The sequence below is a fragment of the Niallia alba genome (assembly GCF_012933555.1).
In the GTDB taxonomy this organism is placed as follows: domain Bacteria; phylum Bacillota; class Bacilli; order Bacillales; family Cytobacillaceae; genus Niallia; species Niallia alba.
Genome location: NZ_JABBPK010000001.1, coordinates 108256 through 127495, shown reverse-complemented (window position 1 = coordinate 127495; position 19240 = coordinate 108256). Strand labels below are relative to the sequence as shown.

Below are 19240 nucleotides of genomic sequence, written 5' to 3'. Positions count from 1 at the left end.
CGCGTAAGATGTCAATATCAGTAAATATTTGTTATTTCAAAAAACTATTTACGTCTATAGCGAAAATTCTCTTATTTCTAAATACCGCTCTAACTTTCTTTTCACCCTTTGCAAGGCATTATCAATAGACTTCACATGCCTATTCAACTCTTCAGAAATTTCTTGATAGGATTGACCATCAAGATATAGAGACAATACTTTTCTTTCTAAATCACTTAATAATTCAGACATTTTTATCTCAATGTGATCATACTCTTCCTGATTAATGATCAATTCTTCTGGATCAAGCACTTTTGCTCCAGATATAATATCCATTAACGTTCGATCAGATTCTTCATCATAGATGGGCTTGTCCAAAGAAACATACGAATTTAAAGGAATATGTTTCTGCCTAGTTGCCGTTTTGATAGCAGTAATGATTTGTCTTGTTATACATAATTCCGCAAACGCCTTAAACGAGGAGAGCTTGTCCTCCTTAAAATCACGGATTGCCTTATAGAGACCAATCATACCCTCTTGTACAATATCTTCTTTGTCTGCTCCGATTAAGAAATAGGATCTGGCTTTAGCTCGCACGAAGTTACGATACTTTTGAATTAAATAATCTAAAGCATCACTTTCCCCTTGGTGCACCAATTCCACTAACACTTCATCTTCAAGTTCCATATAATTTCCAATATATTCGTTACTCTTAGTCCAGTTGTCAGTACTCATACAGATCCCCCCGACCGTGCAATCATGGATAAATCCATTATACTCTAGCCTTTTTTTGAGCGTCAACAACTCATTTTTCTCCACGGCGCCATTTTTCGAAAATTTCTTCCACTTCTCTTGAAAGCGGAATCTTTGCAACCGGCTTTTTTTCTTTGATTTTCTTTACTTTTTTCCCGATTTCTTGCTCCATGCCAGCCATCTCTAACAATAATTCTCTCGCTGATTTTCGCAAAGCTCCTTGTCCAAAAATAGCCCATTGCTCTGTAAAATCAGATGTCGCAACATGTATTTGTGTTTTTCTGTTATTGAGCTCAATTGCTAATTTCTCAATACGTTCATCTGCGGTTTCATTTTCCCTAGTAAAAATAACTTCCACTTTATAATCCTTATATTTTTTCTCTGTGCCTTTTACATAGTACGCATCAAAAACAACAATTACCCTGTATCCAGAATAACCCTGATATTCTGCCATTTTCGCTACTAAAGTATCTCTCGCTGCTGCAAGGTCTCTATTCTTTAGGACGTTTAATTCTGGCCAAGCACCAATAATGTTATATCCGTCAACAATAAGAATGTCCATTATTATCCCTCAAGTGGATGGCGTTTCCGATATACCTCATACATTAAAAGTGCGGCTGCAACAGAAGCATTTAAAGAAGTAACAGCTCCGGCCATAGGTAAATGAATAAGAAAATCACATTTTTCCTTAATCAACCTTCCCATGCCTTTCCCTTCGCTGCCAATCACTAATCCTAATGGCATCGTTCCATCAAATCTGCGATAATCTTCACTTCCTTTTGCATCTGTTCCTGCAATCCATATCCCTCTCGTTTTAAGTTCATCTATCGTCCTTGCCATATTCGTTACACGTACAACTGGTATATGCTCAATAGCGCCAGTAGATGCTTTAGCAACAGTAGCTGTTAAGCCTACGGCTCTTCTTCGTGGAATAATAATCCCATGGGCACCTACTGCATCAGCAGTCCTCATAATGGAACCTAAATTATGTGGATCCTCAATTTCATCAAGCAGCAAGAAAAAAGGCGTTTCTTGCTTTTTTTCTGCCAGTGCAAACAAATCGTCTATTTCTGCATATTGATACGCAGCAACTTGAGCTACTACTCCTTGGTGATTTGCATCTACTAAGCTATCCAACTTTTTCTTCGGTACAAATTGAACAAGCACATTTGCTTGTTTCGCTAAACCAATTACGGTTTGCATTTGTCCCTTTTGAGAACCTTCAGCAATGAGTATTTTATTTACATCTCTTTCCGATTTTAACGCTTCAATTACTGCATTTTTTCCAACAATAAAGTCACTTGACACTTTTCGCTCCTCCTATTTGCTTTCAATGACAGAAAGAGCTGCTTTGATTATTTCTTCAAGTCGCTCTTCTTTCTTTGCTAAATATAAAAAACCTAATACCGCTTCAAAACCAGTGCTATATCGATAGGTCTGTACATCTGTATTTTTAGGTACTGTACCGGATTTTGCATTACGCCCTCTCTTCAGTACCGCTATCTCCTCTTCGGAAAAAAACCCTTTTTCAAGAAGCTCATGTACTACTTTAGCCTGCCCTTTAGCTGAAACATATTTGGTAGCCTCTCTATGAAGCTGGTTAGGTTTTACCTTTCCACTATACAACAAATGTCTTCTTACATATATCTCAAGAACAGCATCGCCCATATAAGCAAGGGCAAGGCTGTTCAATTGTTTTTCATCCACTTTTTTATCATAGAGGAGCATCTTTTACCCTCTTTTCCATCGTATACCTTGTGCGGTGTCTTCTAATATGATATTCATTGCTTTTAATTGATCTCTAATCTGGTCAGCAAGCACAAAATTCCTATCTTTTCTTGCTTGTGTTCTTTTTTCAATTAGTTCTTCAATTTCCTCATCTAATAATTCTTCATTAGCAGATAAAGATAAGCCCAGCACTGCAAATAATTCTTCAAACTCTTGCATAAACGCATGAATAACAGCAGGAGAGGTTGTTTTTTCTAGTAAATAGTAATTTGCTTGTTTCGATAATTCGAACAAAACAGAAATGCCATTTGCTGTATTAAAGTCATCATCCATACTTTCAACAAATTGTTTTCGAAGATCAGTAATTTTAGCAATCCATTCATCATTTGTATCAGTAAGATCAGTACTCGCTGTACTGCGATGCTTTAAGTTTTCATAAGAAGTTCTAATTCTTTCTAATCCAGCTCTTGTATTTTCCAATACCTCTTCACTATAATTAATCGGATTGCGATAATGTACGGAAAGCATAAAGAATCTTAGCACTTGCGGATCATGAATTTTAATTATATCGTTTACCGTAATAAAATTCCCAAGCGACTTAGACATCTTTTCATTATCAATATTAATATACCCATTATGCATCCAATAATTAGCAAAAGTCTTGCCTGTTAATGCTTCTGATTGTGCTATTTCATTTTCGTGGTGGGGGAATGCTAAATCTTGACCGCCTGCATGAATATCAATTGTATCCCCTAAATATTTACGAACCATCGCAGAGCATTCAATATGCCAGCCTGGACGCCCCTCTCCCCATGGACTATCCCAGGAAATTTCGCCATCTTTTGCTTTTTTCCATAACGCAAAATCTAATGAATCTTGTTTCTTCTCCCCTACCGCAATGCGAGCTCCTGAACGCAATTCATCAATGGATTGATGGGAGAGCTTTCCGTATCCGTCAAAAGCTCTTGTATGATAATATACGTCTCCTTCAGACTCGTAAGCAAATCCCTTTTCTACTAACGCTGCAATAAAATCAATAATAATATCCATATTCTCTGTTACCCGTGGATGCGAATCAGCCTTTTTGCAGCCTAATGCGGAAACATCTTCAAAATATGCGTTAATAAAGCGGTCAGCGATAACAGGTACTGTTTCTCCAAGCTCATTTGCTGCTTTAATTAACTTATCATCCACATCGGTAAAATTAGATACAAATTGGACATCATATCCTCGAAATTCTAAATAGCGACGAACGGTATCAAAGACAATTGCAGGTCGAGCATTTCCAATGTGGATATAGTTGTAAACAGTTGGTCCACATACATACATTTTTACTCTTCCCTCTTCCAGGGGAACAAAGTCCTCCTTCGCTCTTGTTAATGTGTTATATATTTGAATAGGCATTACTTATAACTCCTTTCTTCCTGTAATTCTTTTAGTTGTTCTCTTAAATGGGCAATTTCCAATTCCATTTCTTTTAGTCGATCTGCAACCGGATCTGGTAAATCACAATGATTTAAGTCTTTTTTTATTTTAATACCATCTTGTACTTTAACTCTTCCTGGAATACCTACTACTGTAGAATTTGCTGGTACATCTTTTAGCACAACTGATCCTGCACCTATTTTGGCATTTTCCCCAATAACAATGGATCCAAGCACTTTTGCACCAGAAGCAATAAGGGCGTTATCTTTAACGGTCGGATGCCTTTTTCCTTTTTCCTTTCCCGTTCCGCCAAGTGTTACTCCCTGAAAAATAGTAACATTATCCCCTATCTCACACGTTTCTCCGATCACTACTCCCATACCATGATCAATGAATAGACGATTGCCGATTTTTGCTCCTGGATGGATTTCAACCCCTGTCATAAAGCGACTAAATTGCGAAATCACTCTCGCTAAGAAAAACCGTTTATGTCTAAATAAGAAATGAGCAATTCTGTGAAACCATATAGCATGCAACCCAGAATAAGTTAAGATAACTTCTATTGAGCTTCTTGCAGCAGGATCTTGTTCAAACACAACAGCTATATCCTCTTTTATGCGCCGAAACATATAAATCTCCCCCATTTTGCTACTACATTCTGCTTTCTAGCAATCATTACTCTTTTAAAAAGTTATGATTCCCTTTATCTTTTTCCCCTATAAACATCTCTATATCTTTATACACAAGAAAAGCTTCTTAATTCCTAAGAATTAGCTTTTCTAATCTTGCCCAGCACTTAAAAATGCATTTGTTTTCCCTATATAAAAAAGCGCCTCTGTCTAAAAGACAGAGACGCTTTTTCCGGCGCGGTTCCACTCTGTTTAGATCATTGCTCTTCGCAATAATCTCCACTCATCCCTGTTAACGGATAGGTTCCGCCTCTATCTACTAATAAACCATTCTTTTCGATACAGGACTCTGAGGCGCACTTCAAAAAGGAGGTTGCTTGAATCACTTTCAGCCGGGTGATGATTCTCTCTAATAAGCTTCTCTTTTTTTACTTTTCCTCTTCTTCGTTTTTTTCGATATAGCTTTCCTACTACTATATTACATTTCACCGAAAATGTTAACTAATTAATGCTGTTAATCTTGCTTCAATTTTTTCTTTTCCTAAAAGCTCAATTGCTTTTGGTAAATCTGGTCCATGGGTTTGTCCAGTTGTAGCCACACGAATTGGCATAAATAAGTTTTTCCCTTTTTGACCTGTAGCCTTTTGAACCGCTTTAATAGAAGCCTTTATCTGATCTGCACTCCATTCCGGCATTTCAGATAAGGCATCTTTAAACGCTTGTACTACACTAGGAACCTGCTCACCAGCTAAAACTTCTTCTGCTTCTCCATCATAATGGATTTCATCACTAAAGAATAAAGTAGATAAGTTTACAATATCTGCTCCACAGCTCATTTGCTCTTGATATAGACCAACCAGATTATTTACCCATGCCGCTTCTTCAGCCGAACGATTTTCACTCACTAAACCGGCTTTTTCTAAGTGGGGAACAGCTAGACGAACAACCGTTTCTAAATCTGCCTTCTTAATATATTGATTATTCATCCATGCCAATTTATTTTGATCAAATAGTGCAGGAGATTTAGATAATCTCGCTGGATCAAAAATACGGATAAATTCTTCGATAGAGAATAATTCCTCTTCTCCTTCTGGTGACCATCCTAATAGAGCAATGAAATTAAATAAAGCTTCAGGTAAATAGCCTAACTCTTCATATTGCTCGATAAATTGAATAATCGATTCATCACGCTTACTTAATTTCTTTCTACTTTCATTGACAATCAAAGTCATATGGCCAAATATTGGTCTTTCCCAACCAAATGCATCATAGATCATTAATTGTTTTGGTGTATTGGTAATATGGTCATCTCCACGTAGAACGTGGGTAATGTCCATTAAATGATCATCGATTGCAACCGCAAAATTGTATGTTGGAGTACCATCCTTTTTAACAATGACATAATCGCCAATTGTTTCTGACTCAAAGGAAACGTCCCCTTTTACCATATCATTAAACTCATAAACGATATTTTCCGGAACACGAATTCGAATACTAGGTTGTCTTCCTTCTGCTTCTAATTTTTCTTGTTGTTCCTTTGTTAAATGACGACATTTTCCAGAATACTTAGGTGTTTCTCCTCTACTTACTTGCTCTTCTCTTTCTGCTTCAATTTCTTCTTCCGTACAATAACACTTATAAGCAAGATCCTTGTCTAGCATCTCTGTATAGTACTTTTTATAAATATCATTTCTTTCAGACTGGCGATACGGACCGTATTCTCCACCAATATCCGTACTTTCATCCCAGTCCATTCCAAGCCACTTCAAATATTTTAACTGGCTTTCTTCTCCGCCTTCGATATTTCTTTTTTTATCCGTATCTTCAATGCGGATGATAAACTTTCCGCCTTTACTGCGTGCAAATAAATAATTAAATAATGCTGTACGTGCATTCCCTATATGCAAATGCCCTGTTGGACTTGGAGCATAACGAACACGAATTTCGTTAGACATGGTTGTGCCTCCTTGATAAATTACGCTTTTTCTCATCTATTCTATCACTTTGTTTTTTTCTTTAAAAGGTGTTCACCTTTATAATACCTATCATTTACACATTTCTTTTTTGGAGCAATACTACCGCTTGCGAGGCAATACCTTCTCCTCTTCCTGTAAACCCTAATTTTTCTGTAGTTGTCGCTTTGACATTTACATTCTCTTTCTCTGTTTCAAGTAAATCCGCAATTCTTGCTTGCATCGCTTGAATATGGGGGGCCATTTTAGGCAGCTGAGCCATGATGGTACAATCAGCATTCACTAATTTGTAGCCTTTTTCCTTCACTATTTGCCATACATGCTGCAATAGCTTTGCCGAATCAGCATCTTTAAATGCTTCATCTGTATCTGGAAAGTGTTTTCCAATGTCTCCTTCTCCAATCGCCCCTAAACAAGCGTCTGCAATCGTATGTAACAAGACATCAGCATCAGAGTGTCCTAATAGCCCTTTTTCGTATGGAATTTCTATCCCTCCAATAATAAGTGGTCTTCCGCTTACTAATTGGTGAACATCAAATCCTTGACCAATTCGAAACATCTTAATTCCTCCATTCTTTTATTTACAAAATCTAAATTTATTCCAAAAGTCCTGACTATAACGGTACATTACTTGCTTTTTTTCGCTTCGCCACTATCGCCTCAGCAAAGTATAAATCCTCTGGTGTCGTTAATTTAATATTGTCATAGTTTCCTTCTACAATTTGCACAGCTTGTCCTAATCTTTCCACCAAACTAGCATCATCTGTTCCTATATATGTATCTACAACAGCTCTTTCATGCGCTTCCTTTAAAATGGAAATGCGAAAAGCTTGTGGGGTCTGAATCGCCCACAAGCTTGAACGCTCAACTGTTTCCACTACCAATTCACCATTCACTTTTTTGACGGTGTCTTTAATCGGTACTGCTAAAACAGCTGCGCCACTTTCCTTTGCAACCTTTGTTAATCTAGCAATTTGCTCTGTTTGTATAAAAGGTCTCGCCGCATCATGAACAAGAACAATTGTATCATCCGGTATTTCCTTTACTGCATGGTAAACACTATGCTGTCTCTCTGCACCACCCTCAATTAGCGCAGTAACTTTTGTAATGCTATATTTCTTTACTAGTTCATCCATTATTTTTTTATCGTCTGAACTAACTACCAACCATATTCCATTACAGTTCGGATCATTTTCAAAGACAGTTAAGGTATGAATAAATACTGGTAAACGGTCTAACTCAAGAAACAGTTTGTTTTTCCCTAGTCCCATTCGTCTCCCTTGTCCTGCTGCCGGAATAATGACTTCATAAGTCATGTAACTAACCCCTATTCTTACAATGCTTTTTCTAATAATTTTGGTTTAGCAAAAATCATTCGCCCTGCAGATGTCTGCAAAACACTCGTTACTAGAACATCTATATGTTTTCCAATATAATTGCGTCCTTCTTCTACTACAATCATTGTTCCGTCATCTAGATATGCAACGCCTTGATTGTGCTCTTTTCCATCTTTTATAATTTGTATCTTCATCTCTTCTCCTGGAAGAACAACCGGTTTTACAGCATTGGCTAAATCATTAATATTAAGAACAGCAACCTTCTGCAGTTCACATACTTTGTTTAAGTTAAAATCATTCGTTACAACAACGCCGTTTGTTAATTTAGCTAATTTGACTAGTTTACTATCTACTTCTGCGATATCTTCAAAATCACCTTCGTAAATTTCCACTTTAATTGCTAATTCCTTTTGTATTCGATTAAGGATATCTAAACCTCTTCTTCCACGATTACGTTTTAGCGCATCGGATGAATCTGCTATATGCTGAAGTTCTCCAAGAACAAATTGCGGAATAACAATTGTGCCCTCTAGGAAACCCGTTTGACAAATATCAGCTATTCTTCCATCAATAATAACACTAGTATCCAATATTTTTAAATTACTTTTCTCAACTTTTACGGGTTCCTCTTCCACTACTTTTTTCTTTCTAGCTGTGAAGAGTGTTAATAATTCATCTCTCTTTTTAAACCCAACTTGAAAGCCTAAATATCCAAAAAGTAATGATAAAAGGATTGGAGCGACAGTATTAAGCACAGGGACCGACGTCAAAGCATACCCTACTAAAAAGGCTAACGTTAATCCAAATCCGATTCCAAGACTACCAAAGATTATATCCGTAATTGGAGCCTTTACAATTGATTCTTCTAAAAACTTAATAAAGTTAACAATATAATCAATCGCCCAAAAAGTAATAAGATAAAAAATAATGGCACCAAGTATTGCTGACACATATGCGTTATTAATAAGATCATGATCGATAGACATTACTGAGAATAAATCAGGAATAAATAAAAATCCGATTGTTCCTCCAATAATTAAAAAACAAACTTGAACAATGCGTTTTAACAATACTTCCACCTCCTCTTTCACATTATAAACAAATTCCCAGTTTTGAAACCTAATATTACAGGAAATTTTAATTTGTAATGAAAAAGTTATTTTTATAGATATGATGACTATGTCAAATACTAGTGTTAATAGATAGAATCTCTCACATTGCGCGGGAAATAAAATGCCTGCATACCCCTATCAAAAGTAATAATTTTATAATGGCAAGATACTTAAAAATACAAAAACCCTGGCAAAAATGGAAATATAACACAGACAAAGAGATAAATACCTATTTTATTTGATAAAACTAGATTAGCATTAAAAACAAATGCCTGTCAAATAAATAAATATTCCATTTTAACACAACTGAAAATTCACATCAATGTATTTTTTTTGAAATTAATGGCCTAAAGCAGCTGTTAAAGCTTCTGCTACTGTATGTACTCCGACAACTTCTAAACCTTTTGGGGCCTTTAAACCGCTTAAATTATTTGATGGGATAATAACACGCTCGAAACCTAATTTTGCAGCCTCTTGTACCCTTTGTTCTATTCGAGAAACTCTTCTAACTTCTCCAGTTAATCCTACTTCCCCTATAATACAATCAGTTGCTCTTGTCGGTTTATCTCGGAAGCTTGAGGCAATGCTAACTGCGATTGCTAAATCAATAGCGGGCTCATCTAACTTTACACCGCCAGCTACTTTTAAATATGCATCTTGATTCTGCAATAACATTCCTACTCTTTTTTCCAATACAGCCATTAACAACGGGACTCTATTATGATCTATCCCAGTTGCCATCCTTCGTGGATTTCCGAAGCTAGTCGGTGAAATCAATGCTTGTATTTCAACAAGAACAGGTCTCGTTCCTTCCATTGAGGCTACCACCGTAGAACCAGCAGCACCTTGTGAACGTTCCTCAAGAAAAATCTCAGATGGATTCTCTACTTCTTCAAGACCAACTTCTTTCATTTCAAAAATTCCCATCTCATTAGTTGAGCCAAAGCGATTCTTTACAGCACGTAAAATACGATATGTATGATGTCTTTCTCCTTCAAAATACAATACAGTATCAACCATATGTTCAAGCAATCTCGGTCCTGCAATCGAACCTTCCTTTGTTACATGTCCTACAATAAAGATTGCTATTCCTTTTGTTTTTCCGATTCTCATTAATTCTGCTGTACATTCTCTAACTTGAGAGACACTTCCTGGTGCAGATGTAACCTCTGGATGGTAGATTGTTTGAATCGAGTCAATCACAACAAACTCTACATTCGTATTTTCAATAGTTCTGCTTATATCCTCTAGATTTGTTTCTGAATAAACGAGCAAATGGTCGGAAACTACGCCTAAACGATCTGCTCTTAATTTTGTTTGTTTTTGAGACTCCTCTCCAGACACATATAGCACAGAGTGTTTTTTTTGTGCCAATTGGGAAGATACTTGTAAAAGAAGCGTTGACTTCCCTATTCCTGGATCTCCACCTATTAATACTAGCGAACCACGAACCACTCCTCCCCCAAGAACACGGTTTAATTCCATTAAGTCCGTATATATTCTTGGCTCATTGACTGTTTCAATGCTAGTTATAGGAATAGGTTTTGCTGCAATAGTACTGGTAGCTGAGTGCGCAAATGCTCCTTTTCTTTGAACAGTGCTTTTTTCTACTTCTTCCACCATCGTATTCCAGTTTCCACAACCAGGACATTTCCCCATCCATTTTGCAGATTCATATCCGCATTCCTGGCAAAGAAACTTGGTTTTTCTTTTAGCCATATTCATCCTCCTTTCCCTTCATTCTCTAACTTTCCCCATCGTAGCATATGTATCCTAATCTGATCGTCATGATTAAGTAGAGGATTAGTTTTTTCCTATTTTACATTAAATAAAGAAATGACACACGTAAAGCTGTAATACGTGTGTCACTTATTTAAATGTTGTTAGCGTTATTTTTGTAGATTTACTGCCGGCTCTTCACCATTTACCTTAACAGTAAACTCACCATTTTCTACATCCAATTCAATTTGTTGACCAGTTAATACCGTTCCTTTTAGAAGTTCTTCTGATAATCGATCCTCTACATGCTTTTGGATCGCACGACGTAGTGGTCTTGCCCCATACTCCGGATCATATCCTTCTTCTGCAATTTTTTCTTTCGCTGCTTCTGTAATAGTCAACTGAATATCCTGTTCAGTTAGGCGCTTAACTAACTGATCTGCCATTAACGTAACAATTTCTTTTAAATGCTTCTTCTCTAAGGCATGGAAGACAATTGTTTCATCTATACGGTTTAAGAATTCTGGACGGAATGCTCTTTTTAGCTCTTCCATTACTTTGCCCTTCATATCTTTATAGTCTTGATCTCCATCTTGAACGTTAAAACCAACATATTTATTTTGCTTTAACGCTGAAGCACCTACATTGGAAGTCATAATTAAAACTGTATTTCGGAAATCAACTGTACGTCCTTTAGAATCTGTTAAGCGACCATCTTCAAGCACTTGAAGTAAGATATTAAACACATCTGGATGAGCTTTTTCAATTTCATCTAAAAGCACTACAGAATATGGCTTTCTTCTTACTTTCTCTGTCAATTGTCCGCCTTCTTCATATCCAACATATCCTGGAGGGGATCCTACTAATCTTGAAGTAGAATGCTTCTCCATGTATTCAGACATATCGATACGAATCATAGCATCTTCATCCCCAAACATAGACTCAGCAAGGGCACGAGCAAGTTCAGTTTTCCCTACTCCAGTAGGACCAAGGAAAATAAAGGAGCCAATTGGTCTTTTTGGATCTTTTAACCCAGCTCTTGCACGTCTTACTGCCTTGGAAATAGCGATAACAGCTTCTTCCTGGCCAATAACTCGGTTATGAAGAATATTTTCCATATTTAACAACTTATCTGTTTCTGTTTGCGCAAGCTTAGATACAGGAATCCCAGTCCAACTTGAAACAACACTTGCAATATCTTCCACTGTCACTTCTGTATTCTCTTGGCCTTGTTTTTCTTTCCAATTTTTCTTTGTTTCTTCTAATTGTTCTCTTAATCTTTGTTCTGTATCTCGTAAAGAAGCAGCCTTTTCAAATTCTTGACTTTGAACAGATGCGTCCTTCTCTTTGCGTACTTCCTCTAACTTCACTTCTAACTCTTTTAAATTTGGTGGAGTAGTATATGATCTTAATCGAACCTTCGAACCAGCCTCATCAATTAAATCAATTGCTTTATCCGGTAAGAAACGATCAGAAATATAACGATCAGACAATTTAACAGCTGCATCAATTGCTTCATCTGTAATAGAAACGCGATGATGAGCCTCATATCGATCTCTTAATCCTTTTAAAATTTGGATTGATTCTTCACTAGTTGGTTCATCTACTGTAATAGGTTGAAATCTTCTTTCTAAAGCAGCATCTTTTTCAATGTATTTACGATATTCATCTAATGTAGTGGCACCAATACATTGAAGCTCTCCTCGAGCTAAAGACGGCTTCAGTATATTGGAAGCATCAATAGCTCCTTCTGCACCACCTGCACCAATTAAAGTATGCAACTCATCGATGAACAGAATAATATTCCCCGCTTGGCGAATTTCATCCATTACTTTCTTCAGACGATCTTCGAATTCACCACGATACTTCGTTCCAGCAACCACTGTACCCATATCCAATGTCATTACCCGTTTATCTCTTAAGATTTCAGGAACTTCATTTTGAACAATTTGTTGTGCTAGGCCTTCAGCAATAGCTGTTTTACCTACACCAGGTTCCCCTATTAACACTGGGTTATTTTTAGTACGTCTACTTAATACTTCAATAACACGCTGGATTTCCTTGCTTCTTCCGATAACTGGATCTAGACTACCCTCTCTTGCGATAGCTGTTAAATCACGAGCTAAGCTATCAAGTGTTGGTGTATTCGCACTAGCAGCTGAGCCACCTGGGTGATTTCCAGATTCACTACTTCCAAGTAACTGAAGTACTTGTTGTCGTGCTTTATTTAGACTTACACCTAGATTATTTAATACTCTGGCTGCTACCCCTTCTCCTTCTCTAATTAAGCCTAAAAGAATATGTTCTGTACCAACATAAGAATGACCTAATTTTCTTGCTTCGTCCATTGACAGTTCGATCACTTTTTTAGCTCTTGGCGTATAATGAATAGTTTGGGCAGCATCTTGACCACGACCAATCAAATTTTCTACTTCCTCTTGAATTTTTTCAGCTCCTAATCCAAGCGCTGATAGAGCTTTCGCTGCTATTCCTTCTCCTTCACGAACTAACCCAAGTAAAATATGCTCTGTACCAATATTATTGTGTCCTAAACGAATTGCTTCTTCCTGGGAAAGTGCTAATACCTTCTGCGCTCTTTCTGTAAATCGACCAAACATCATACTTTCATCCTCCTTAGAATCTCTATTCTGTTTCCAATTTTAATCTTTCTCTTATTAAGGATGCACGACGTATATCGCGATCATTGGGATTCATTTGTTCCCCAGCATATAGTTGTAAAAACCCTGGCTGAGTAAGAATCATTAATTCATTAAGGATACTTTTGGATATATTTTTTATATATCCCATATCAATACCTAATCGAACATCAGACAGACATTTTGCCGCTTCCTTTGTTTCCATAATACGACTATTACTTAATATTCCGTAGGAACGGAAGACTCTATCTTCTAATTGTATGTTAGAGGTTTTGGCTAATGCATTTCTCGATTCTTTTTCTTGATCAATTAATTGAGTAACAACACTTTTTAATTCCTCAATTATGTCTTTTTCGGATCTACCCAAAGTTATTTGGTTAGAAATCTGAAAAATATTTCCGAGAGCCTCGCTACCTTCCCCATAAATGCCTCTAACTACTAAGCCAAGCTGTTGAATAGCTGGGATAATCCGATTCATCTGTTGCGTTAATACCATTCCTGGTAAATGCATCATAACAGAAGCTCTAAGACCTGTTCCGATATTAGTCGGACAACTTGTCAAATATCCCGTTTCTACATGGTAAGCATAATTAATCTTTTTTTCTAATAAATCATCAATCCTATTAGCCTCTTTAAAGGCCTCTACTATTTGAAGACCAGGCTTGATACATTGAATGCGAATATGGTCCTCTTCATTAACCATGATGCTTACTTCTTCATCTTCTGATAATATTGCTGCTCCATAAGGAGATTGTTCAGCAAGTTGAGGACTGATTAGATGTTTCTCTACAAGAACTCTTTTTTCCAATTCATTTAAGTCACTCATTTCAAGCAGTTCCATCTGATCATTTGATTCCTTAACTATTGCATGTTCTACTTGCTGGATCACATTCTCAGCTTCTTCTTTCGAAAATAAAAGAGGAAATTTCACATCCTGTATATTCCTTGCTAATCGAATTCGAGAGGTAAGAACGATTTCAGAGTCTGGTCCATCAGAACACATCCATGAAGTTCGTGCTTTACTTATAAATTTTTCTAAAGACACGTTACTCCCCTCCCTCGATAAAAGAAGTTAACTGTTTTTCTTTACTTTTTATTTCATCTCGAATGACTGCTGCTTTTTCAAATTCTTCGTTATTAATTAGTTCCTTCAACTCCAATCGCAACTGCTCAATTTCCTTTTTGATAAGAAAATGACCACCAATGCGCTCCGGGATTTTTCCTTTGTGTTCAATATTCCCCCCGTGGAGTCGTTTAATAAACGGTAACAGTTGTTCCTTAAATGTATCGTAACAATGAGGACATCCTAATTTACCTATTTTCCTGAATTGAGAAAATGTCATTTGACAATCTTTACACTGTAAAGGTTTTTGTCTCTTATAAGTATCTTCTGTGATGTGTTGAAAACTTGGCTCTATATTTAATAACCCAGCTAATAAATTATTCAAAGACAAACCAGATGAACCATTAATCATAAATATATCGCCATTTTCCTTTGCACAATGCTCACAGAGATGAAACTCTGTTACTTTCCCATTAATATTTTTTGAAAAATGTAAAGTAGCTGGTCTTTGATTACATTCCGTACACATCATAGTTCTCACCTCAATTTAATCAAAGGGATATTATTTATATTTTAATGACGTTAACATCGCCTTTAATAATCTTGCTCTTAATTCATCTCTATATGGTAATTCTAAATATAATACAGAGCGATCGATTACACTTAACATAATTTTTGCTTCTCTCTTATTAATAACATCTTCTTCTACTAATCGAAGAATTAAATTTTCTGCACTATTTTGAGGTATCCGACTTTGAATAAGGGATAGTAATTGGTCAATTAAATGGGCATGATCATACGTTTGAACTTTCATAATTCGAATAAAACCGCCACCACCACGTTTACTTTCGACTACATACCCTTTTTCTATAGTAAAACGGGTATTTATTACATAGTTAATTTGTGATGGTACACATTCGAATTTATCGGCGATTTCACTTCGCTTGATTTCCACTAATGATTTTTCGCTCATTTCTAATACTTCTTTTAAGTAATTCTCAATTATATCCGAAATATTTCTCACCAAGCCTCCCCCTTCTGACTTTGACTATATTTGACTATAATTATACACGATAAAAATAATATTTAGCAAGGAAGACGTTTTATTAATTTTCCCATTTTTTAGCTATTCCAAACCTGTTATAGTCATTCTTTCATGAAAGAAGAGGTGGTTGTATAAAGATTATATTAACTATAGTCTGATTTATCACAATTTTCAAGTTTGATTGTTTAGCAATTCTGCATTTAGGTATAGTTTAATTAAAAAGCTGTTTTCGTAAAGTTTGTTGCTATTACCCACAGCCGGAACATTTCCAACTAATTTTTTTCTCTGATTGAAAAAACAACAATCTTTTAGAAAACAGCCAATTAAAAAACGCCGGCTTATATCAGATGGGGAAGTATTGAATGAAGTTATTATCCATGGAGAAAAAATAACAGTAAAAAAACATAAAAAAAAGCCCTAAAAGCAATAAGCCTTTAGAACCTTTTGGCAGCCTGGCGACGTCCTACTCTCACAGGGGGAGAACCCCCAACTACCATCGGCGCTGAGAAGCTTAACTTCCGTGTTCGGTATGGGAACGGGTGTGACCTTCTCGCTATCGCCACCAGACTATTTTATTTTGAGGTTATTCCCTCAAAACTAGATTATGAAGTAAAAAGAAAGAAATGAGTAATCATTTTGTCCAGCTCCAACGCCTATCGCCTATCAAACTTCCGATCATCTCCCTACGATAAGTCAACATCGATTCACTTACGTTCATCGTGTTTCCTTTATCTCAGTCGATGCTCCTCTAGTTTCTACGTCGATAAACAGGCGTTTCCGCTTTTCATTTTAGTTAAGTCCTCGATCTATTAGTATCAGTCAACTCCACATGTCGCCACGCTTCCATCTCTGACCTATCAACCTGATCATCTTTCAGGGATCTTACTAGCTTACGCTATGGGAAATCTCATCTTGAGGGGGGCTTCATGCTTAGATGCTTTCAGCACTTATCCCTTCCGCACATAGCTACCCAGCGATGCCTTTGGCAAGACAACTGGTACACCAGCGGTGCGTCCATCCCGGTCCTCTCGTACTAAGGACAGCTCCTCTCAAATTTCCTACGCCCACGACGGATAGGGACCGAACTGTCTCACGACGTTCTGAACCCAGCTCGCGTACCGCTTTAATGGGCGAACAGCCCAACCCTTGGGACCGACTACAGCCCCAGGATGCGATGAGCCGACATCGAGGTGCCAAACCTCCCCGTCGATGTGGACTCTTGGGGGAGATAAGCCTGTTATCCCCGGGGTAGCTTTTATCCGTTGAGCGATGGCCCTTCCATGCGGAACCACCGGATCACTAAGCCCGACTTTCGTCCCTGCTCGACTTGTAGGTCTCGCAGTCAAGCTCCCTTGTGCCTTTACACTCTACGAATGATTTCCAACCATTCTGAGGGAACCTTTGGGCGCCTCCGTTACTTTTTAGGAGGCGACCGCCCCAGTCAAACTGCCCACCTGACACTGTCTCCCACCCCGATCAGGGGTGCGGGTTAGAATGTCAATACAGCCAGGGTAGTATCCCACCAATGCCTCCACCGAAGCTGGCGCTCCGGCTTCCAAGGCTCCTACCTATCCTGTACAAGCTGTACCAAAATTCAATATCAGGCTGCAGTAAAGCTCCACGGGGTCTTTCCGTCCTGTCGCGGGTAACCTGCATCTTCACAGGTACTATAATTTCACCGAGTCTCTCGTTGAGACAGTGCCCAGATCGTTACACCTTTCGTGCGGGTCGGAACTTACCCGACAAGGAATTTCGCTACCTTAGGACCGTTATAGTTACGGCCGCCGTTTACTGGGGCTTCAATTCAGAGCTTCGCACTACACGTGCTAACCCCTCCTCTTAACCTTCCAGCACCGGGCAGGTGTCAGCCCCTATACTTCGCCTTGCGGCTTCGCAGAGACCTGTGTTTTTGCTAAACAGTCGCCTGGGCCTATTCACTGCGGCTCTCTCGGGCTTTAACACCCAAAAGAGCACCCCTTCTCCCGAAGTTACGGGGTCATTTTGCCGAGTTCCTTAACGAGAGTTCTCTCGCTCACCTTAGGATTCTCTCCTCGCCTACCTGTGTCGGTTTGCGGTACGGGCACCATAAATCTCGCTAGAGGCTTTTCTTGGCAGTGTGGAATCAGGAACTTCGGTACTATATTTCCCTCGCCGTCACAGCTCCGCCATATGGTAATGGGATTTGCCTCATTACCGGCCTAACTGCTTGGACGTGCTAATCCAACAGCACGCTTACCCTATCCTCCTGCGTCCCCCCATTGCTCAAATGATTTAAAGGTGGTACAGGAATATCAACCTGTTGTCCATCGCCTACGCTTTTCAGCCTCGGCTTAGGTCCCGACTAACCCTGAGCGGACGAGCCTTCCTCAGGAAACCTTAGGCATTCGGTGGATGAGATTCTCACTCATCTTTCGCTACTCATACCGGCATTCTCACTTCTAAGCGCTCCACCAGTCCTTACGGTCTAGCTTCAACGCCCTTAGAACGCTCTCCTACCACTGACATCATAGATGTCAATCCACAGCTTCGGTGATACGTTTAGCCCCGGTACATTTTCGGCGCAGAGTCACTCGACCAGTGAGCTATTACGCACTCTTTAAATGGTGGCTGCTTCTAAGCCAACATCCTGGTTGTCTAAGCAACTCCACATCCTTTTCCACTTAACGTATACTTTGGGACCTTAGCTGGTGGTCTGGGCTGTTTCCCTCTTGACCACGGATCTTATCACTCGTAGTCTGACTCCCAAGAATAAGTATTTGGCATTCGGAGTTTGTCTGAATTCGGTAACCCGATGGGGGCCCCTAGTCCAAACAGTGCTCTACCTCCAATACTCTCAATCTTGAGGCTAGCCCTAAAGCTATTTCGGAGAGAACCAGCTATCTCCAAGTTCGATTGGAATTTCTCCGCTACCCACACCTCATCCCCGCACTTTTCAACGTGCGTGGGTTCGGGCCTCCATCCAGTGTTACCTGGACTTCACCCTGGACATGGGTAGATCACCTGGTTTCGGGTCTACAACCACATACTATTTCGCCCTATTCAGACTCGCTTTCGCTGCGGCTCCGTCTCTTCAACTTAACCTCGCATGTAATCGTAACTCGCCGGTTCATTCTACAAAAGGCACGCTATCACCCATAAAAGGGCTCTAACTACTTGTAGGCACACGGTTTCAGGATCTATTTCACTCCCCTTCCGGGGTGCTTTTCACCTTTCCCTCACGGTACTGGTTCACTATCGGTCACTAGGGAGTATTTAGCCTTGGGAGATGGTCCTCCCTGCTTCCGACGGGATTTCTCGTGTCCCGCCGTACTCAGGATACACTCAAGAGGGAACGAAGTTTCGACTACAGGGTTTTTACCTTCTACGACTGACCTTTCCAGATCGATTCGTCTACCCCGTTCCTTTGTAACTCCATATAGAGTGTCCTACAACCCCAAGAGGCAAGCCTCTTGGTTTGGGCTAATCCCGTTTCGCTCGCCGCTACTCAGGGAATCGCGTTTGCTTTCTCTTCCTCCGGGTACTTAGATGTTTCAGTTCCCCGGGTCTGCCTTCAGTACCCTATGTATTCAGGTAAAGATTCTATCCCATTACGGATAGAGGGTTCCCCCATTCGGAAATCTCTGGATCAAAGCTTACTTACAGCTCCCCAAAGCATATCGGTGTTAATCCCGTCCTTCATCGGCTCCTAGTGCCAAGGCATCCACCGTGCGCCCTTTCTAACTTAACTAATTGGCTTAAAAGCCTTAGTTTTTAATTCTTCTATTTACATAGAGAATCTAAGATGGCGATTACTCGGTTTCTTTCTTGTTTTTACTATTCA

General features: G+C 38.8%; 15 protein-coding genes, 2 rRNA genes and 1 other annotated feature. All 17 genes read right to left on the bottom strand.

Going from position 1 to position 19240, the window contains the following annotated elements; genetic code table 11:
- Positions 1–54: 54 nt before the first annotated feature.
- Positions 55–714, bottom strand: a complete 660-nt coding sequence (sigH, locus tag HHU08_RS00655) for an RNA polymerase sporulation sigma factor SigH (protein WP_016204541.1) — start codon at positions 712–714, stop codon at positions 55–57.
- A 70-nt stretch (positions 715–784) separates the two neighbouring features.
- Entirely contained in the window at positions 785–1294 is a 510-nt protein-coding gene (locus HHU08_RS00650; protein WP_016204540.1) for an NYN domain-containing protein, read from the bottom strand.
- 2 nt (positions 1295–1296) lie between these two features.
- Positions 1297–2040 carry a 23S rRNA (guanosine(2251)-2'-O)-methyltransferase RlmB gene (gene rlmB / locus HHU08_RS00645; RefSeq protein ID WP_016204539.1) on the bottom strand — a complete coding sequence of 248 codons (744 nt, stop codon included), beginning with the start codon at positions 2038–2040 and terminating at the stop codon, positions 1297–1299.
- Between the two features lie 12 nt (positions 2041–2052).
- Complete coding sequence (locus HHU08_RS00640; protein WP_016204538.1) at positions 2053–2460, bottom strand: Mini-ribonuclease 3; 408 nt, start codon at positions 2458–2460, stop codon at positions 2053–2055.
- A 3-nt stretch (positions 2461–2463) separates the two neighbouring features.
- Positions 2464–3864, bottom strand: a complete 1401-nt coding sequence (cysS, locus tag HHU08_RS00635) for a cysteine--tRNA ligase (protein ID WP_169187596.1) — start codon at positions 3862–3864, stop codon at positions 2464–2466.
- The gene (cysE, locus tag HHU08_RS00630; protein ID WP_016204536.1) at positions 3864–4514 is read right to left on the bottom strand and encodes a serine O-acetyltransferase; all 651 of its coding nucleotides are present in this window, start codon (positions 4512–4514) and stop codon (positions 3864–3866) included. Before cysE ends, cysS begins: the two co-directional genes overlap by 1 nt.
- A gap of 216 nt (positions 4515–4730) precedes the next feature.
- Positions 4731–4968, bottom strand: a binding site (T-box leader).
- 43 nt (positions 4969–5011) lie between these two features.
- Positions 5012–6469: a glutamate--tRNA ligase gene (gene gltX / locus HHU08_RS00625; RefSeq protein WP_169187595.1), complete on the bottom strand. Its 1458-nt coding sequence runs from the start codon at positions 6467–6469 to the stop codon at positions 5012–5014.
- 94 nt (positions 6470–6563) lie between these two features.
- Positions 6564–7046: a 2-C-methyl-D-erythritol 2,4-cyclodiphosphate synthase gene (ispF, locus tag HHU08_RS00620; protein WP_016204534.1), complete on the bottom strand. Its 483-nt coding sequence runs from the start codon at positions 7044–7046 to the stop codon at positions 6564–6566.
- A gap of 55 nt (positions 7047–7101) precedes the next feature.
- Positions 7102–7803 carry a 2-C-methyl-D-erythritol 4-phosphate cytidylyltransferase gene (gene ispD, locus HHU08_RS00615; protein ID WP_169187594.1) on the bottom strand — a complete coding sequence of 234 codons (702 nt, stop codon included), beginning with the start codon at positions 7801–7803 and terminating at the stop codon, positions 7102–7104.
- A 17-nt stretch (positions 7804–7820) separates the two neighbouring features.
- Complete coding sequence (locus HHU08_RS00610) at positions 7821–8894, bottom strand: PIN/TRAM domain-containing protein (RefSeq protein ID WP_016204532.1); 1074 nt, start codon at positions 8892–8894, stop codon at positions 7821–7823.
- A gap of 381 nt (positions 8895–9275) precedes the next feature.
- Positions 9276–10655 (bottom strand): DNA repair protein RadA, encoded by a 1380-nt coding sequence (radA, locus tag HHU08_RS00605; protein WP_016204531.1) that lies wholly within the window; start codon positions 10653–10655, stop codon positions 9276–9278.
- Between the two features lie 170 nt (positions 10656–10825).
- Positions 10826–13276: an ATP-dependent protease ATP-binding subunit ClpC gene (clpC, locus tag HHU08_RS00600; protein WP_016204530.1), complete on the bottom strand. Its 2451-nt coding sequence runs from the start codon at positions 13274–13276 to the stop codon at positions 10826–10828.
- A gap of 22 nt (positions 13277–13298) precedes the next feature.
- A complete protein-coding gene (locus HHU08_RS00595) occupies positions 13299–14357 on the bottom strand; it encodes a protein arginine kinase (protein ID WP_169187593.1) in 1059 nt (352 codons plus the stop codon).
- A 1-nt stretch (position 14358) separates the two neighbouring features.
- Positions 14359–14907 carry a UvrB/UvrC motif-containing protein gene (locus tag HHU08_RS00590; RefSeq protein ID WP_040344102.1) on the bottom strand — a complete coding sequence of 183 codons (549 nt, stop codon included), beginning with the start codon at positions 14905–14907 and terminating at the stop codon, positions 14359–14361.
- 30 nt (positions 14908–14937) lie between these two features.
- Positions 14938–15399, bottom strand: a complete 462-nt coding sequence (locus HHU08_RS00585; RefSeq protein ID WP_016204528.1) for a CtsR family transcriptional regulator — start codon at positions 15397–15399, stop codon at positions 14938–14940.
- Between the two features lie 471 nt (positions 15400–15870).
- Positions 15871–15987 (bottom strand): 5S ribosomal RNA (rrf, locus tag HHU08_RS00580).
- A gap of 222 nt (positions 15988–16209) precedes the next feature.
- A 23S ribosomal RNA gene (locus HHU08_RS00575) occupies positions 16210–19147 on the bottom strand.
- Between the last annotated feature and the right edge of the window lie 93 nt (positions 19148–19240).

Coding starts and splice junctions, on each gene's coding strand:
- sigH (WP_016204541.1), bottom strand. CDS start 714: ATGAGTACTGACAACTGGACTAAGAGTAACGAATATATTGGAAATTAT.
- HHU08_RS00650 (WP_016204540.1), bottom strand. CDS start 1,294: ATGGACATTCTTATTGTTGACGGATATAACATTATTGGTGCTTGGCCA.
- HHU08_RS00640 (WP_016204538.1), bottom strand. CDS start 2,460: ATGCTCCTCTATGATAAAAAAGTGGATGAAAAACAATTGAACAGCCTT.
- cysS (WP_169187596.1), bottom strand. CDS start 3,864: ATGCCTATTCAAATATATAACACATTAACAAGAGCGAAGGAGGACTTT.
- cysE (WP_016204536.1), bottom strand. CDS start 4,514: ATGTTTCGGCGCATAAAAGAGGATATAGCTGTTGTGTTTGAACAAGAT.
- gltX (WP_169187595.1), bottom strand. CDS start 6,469: ATGTCTAACGAAATTCGTGTTCGTTATGCTCCAAGTCCAACAGGGCAT.
- ispF (WP_016204534.1), bottom strand. CDS start 7,046: ATGTTTCGAATTGGTCAAGGATTTGATGTTCACCAATTAGTAAGCGGA.
- ispD (WP_169187594.1), bottom strand. CDS start 7,803: ATGACTTATGAAGTCATTATTCCGGCAGCAGGACAAGGGAGACGAATG.
- radA (WP_016204531.1), bottom strand. CDS start 10,655: ATGGCTAAAAGAAAAACCAAGTTTCTTTGCCAGGAATGCGGATATGAA.
- clpC (WP_016204530.1), bottom strand. CDS start 13,276: ATGATGTTTGGTCGATTTACAGAAAGAGCGCAGAAGGTATTAGCACTT.
- HHU08_RS00590 (WP_040344102.1), bottom strand. CDS start 14,907: ATGATGTGTACGGAATGTAATCAAAGACCAGCTACTTTACATTTTTCA.